The organism is Commensalibacter communis (genome assembly GCF_947179105.1).
Taxonomy (GTDB): Bacteria; Pseudomonadota; Alphaproteobacteria; order Acetobacterales; family Acetobacteraceae; genus Commensalibacter; species Commensalibacter communis.
The window spans coordinates 2501-5954 of record NZ_CAMXCK010000014.1 but is presented as its reverse complement, the minus strand read 5'-3'; the positions used below and the strand labels follow the sequence as shown (position 1 = coordinate 5954).

The window sequence follows — 3454 nt, the reverse complement described above, 5'->3', positions numbered from 1 at the left end:
ATCGTCACTATCTGTGCTTTAAACTGATGATATTTGGAGTATTGGGAGCGGGGAGAGGATTTGAACCTCTGACCTTCAGGTTATGAGCCTGACGAGCTACCGGGCTGCTCCACCCCGCAGGGGTGTATATGCCTGAGTTATATTGGGTTCATAAGCTTTCCCATTTGGCATATATGGTGACTGAGATGTTCTTAAGATGAGAAGCTCAGTTATTTTGATCTGAATTGCACTTGATTGATATTGAAGGCTTGTTCAGATAATTTATTGGTTTGATCATTAATGGAATAATTATTAATGAGGTTTGATATTTATAATCCGCATATTGAGTGTTGGTTAATCGATAGTGATTAACGTTTTGGATTATAGTGTGTAAGTTTTAATTGGGTATATTAGAAGACCTGGCGGCGACCTACTTTCCCATGCCTTAAGACATAGTATCATGGGCGCTGGGGGTTTTCACGGCCGAGTTCGGGATGGGATCGGGTGGTTCACTCCCCGCCATTGCCACCAGGTCATCTAATATACCCTGTTGTTGGTTGGTATTGTGAGTTTATGGTTGGTTAATTTGGAATTGGTTATTTATAAGAGTGACTGATATGAGTGTATGTGTGTTTATAGTGTAAGTGCAAGGGCGATTAGTATCAGTTAGCTGCACATGTTTCCATGCTTTCACACCTGACCTATTAACGTGGTGGTCTACCACGGCCCGTAATGAGACCTCGTTTTGAGGGGGGTTTCCCGCTTAGATGCTTTCAGCGGTTATCCTTTCCATACTTAGCTACCCGGCGGTGCTGCTGGCGCAACAACCGGTACACCAGAGGTATGTTCACCCCGGTCCTCTCGTACTAGGGGCAAATCCTCTCAAGTCTCGACATCCACGGCAGATAGGGACCGAACTGTCTCACGACGTTCTAAACCCAGCTCACGTACCACTTTAATCGGCGAACAGCCGAACCCTTGGGACCTGCTCCAGCCCCAGGATGTGATGAGCCGACATCGAGGTGCCAAACCTCCCCGTCGATGTGGACTCTTGGGGGAGATCAGCCTGTTATCCCTAGAGTACCTTTTATCCGTTGAGCGATGGCCCTTCCACGTGGAACCACCGGATCACTATGGCCGACTTTCGTCTCTGTTCGAGCTGTCACTCTCACAGTCAGGCGGGCTTATGCCATTGCACTCAACAGCCGATGTCCGACCGGCTTGAGCCCACCATCGCGCGCCTCCGTTACTTTTTGGGAGGCGACCGCCCCAGTCAAACTGCCCACCATGCAGGGTCCCAATCCAGGCTTACTGGATATGGTTAGACATCAAAAAAACTCAGGGTGGTATTTCAAGGATGGCTCCACAAAGACTGGCGCCTCTGCTTCAAAGCCTCCCACCTATCCTACACAGCGTTTTCCTGATGCCACTACAAAGTTGCAGTAAAGGTTCATAGGGTCTTTCCGTCTGACCGCGGATACCCCGCATCTTCACGGGGAATTCAATTTCGCTGAGCCGATGCTGGAGACAGCGGGGAAGTCGTTACGCCATTCGTGCAGGTCGGAACTTACCCGACAAGGAATTTCGCTACCTTAGGACCGTTATAGTTACGGCCGCCGTTTACCGGGGCTTCAATTCAGTGCTTGCACACCTCCTCTTAACCTTCCGGCACCGGGCAGGCGTCAGACCCTATACGTCGTCTTTCGACTTTGCAGAGCCCTGTGTTTTTACTAAACAGTCGCTACCCCCTGCTCTGTGCCACCTGATCATGGTTGCCCACGATCCGGTCTTGCTTATCCCGAAGTTACGCAAGTAATTTGCCTAGTTCCTTCAGCATCGTTCTCTCAAGCGCCTTGGTATTCTCTACCAGTCCACCTGTGTCGGTTTCGGGTACGGTCTATCCGCTAGAGCTATTTCCTGGAATAGTCCAAAAGCCAGATCAATCCAATAAGATCTGACAACATATTCTATTCGTCACTTCTAGCAGGTTCAGGAATATTAACCTGATTTCCATCGACTACGGCTTTCGCCCTCGCCTTAGGGGCCGACTAACCCTGCGTGGATTAACCTGGCGCAGGAACCCTTGGACTTTCGGCGACAGTGTTTCTCGCACTGTTTGTCGCTACTCATGTCAGCATTCGCACTTCTGATATCTCCAGAGAGGGTCACCCCGTCTCCTTCACAGACTTACAGAACGCTCCGCTACTGCGCATATAAATATGCACCCACAGCTTCGGCAGATATCTTGAGCCCCGTTACATTTTCGGCGCAGAGTTTCTTAATTAGACCAGTGAGCTATTACGCTTTCTTTAAAGGATGGCTGCTTCTAAGCCAACCTCCTGGTTGTTTTGGAATCTCCACATCCTTTCCCACTTAGATATCATTTGGGGGCCTTAGCTGGTGGTCTGGGCTGTTTCCCTCTCGACAATGGACCTTAGCACCCACTGTCTGTCTGCCACGCTCATACTCTTGGGTATTCGGAGTTTGATTAGGTTTGGTAGGTCTTTGGGACCCCCGAGCCCATTCAGTGCTCTACCCCCCAAGGTAATACGTGACGCTCTACCTCAATAGATTTCGCGGAGAACCAGCTATTACCAAGTTTGATTGGCCTTTCACCCCTAGCCACAGCTCATCCCCGTCTTTTTCAACAGACGTGGGTTCGGTCCTCCAGTGCGTGTTACCGCACCTTCAACCTGGCCATGGCTAGATCACTTGGTTTCGGGTCTTCTGCCAGCAACTAATGCCCTATTAAGACTCGCTTTCGCTGCGCCTACACCTATCGGCTTAAGCTTGCTGCAAACAGAAACTCGCTGACCCATTATACAAAAGGTACGCTGTCACCCCATAAGAGGCTCCAGCTGTTTGTAAGCATTTGGTTTCAGGTCTCTTTCACTCCCCTTGTCGGGGTGCTTTTCACCTTTCCCTCACGGTACTTGTTCACTATCGGTCATCAGGGAGTATTTAGGCTTGGAGGGAGGTCCCCCCATGTTCAGACAGGATTTCACGTGTCCCGCCCTACTCAAGGACTTTAAAGATATTACGTATACGGGGTTATCACCCTCTATGACTGGTCTTTCAATACCATTCTACTTACCTCTTTAAAGCCACTGGCCTGTTCCGCGTTCGCTCGCCACTACTAGCAGAATCTCTGTTGATGTCTTTTCCTCCGGGTACTTAGATGTTTCAGTTCCCCGGGTTCGCCTCATACACCTATGTATTCAGTGCATGATCCCTCATACGAGGGGGGTTGCCCCATTCAGATATCCACGGATCAAAGTTTGCTCGCAACTCCTCGTGGCTTTTCGCAGCGTGCTACGTCTTTCGTCGCCTCCTGATGCCAAGGCATCCACCAAATGCTCTTTGTGCTCTTACTCATCACACATACACTCATATCAGCCACTTCACCTGCCCTTACCTCAATCATTCTTATCTCTAAAAACAATCAAAATAATCCACAGCAAATAAAATACTTAAT

1 tRNA gene and 2 rRNA genes are annotated in these 3454 nt (G+C 49.3%); all 3 read right to left on the bottom strand.

The window, feature by feature from the left end:
- Positions 1–42 precede the first annotated feature (42 nt).
- Positions 43–119 (bottom strand) — tRNA-Met (locus tag PQG52_RS11235).
- Positions 120–396: 277 nt separating this feature from the next.
- Positions 397–512: ribosomal RNA gene (gene rrf, locus PQG52_RS11230) — 5S ribosomal RNA — on the bottom strand.
- Between the two features lie 104 nt (positions 513–616).
- Positions 617–3352: ribosomal RNA gene (locus PQG52_RS11225) — 23S ribosomal RNA — on the bottom strand.
- Between the last annotated feature and the right edge of the window lie 102 nt (positions 3353–3454).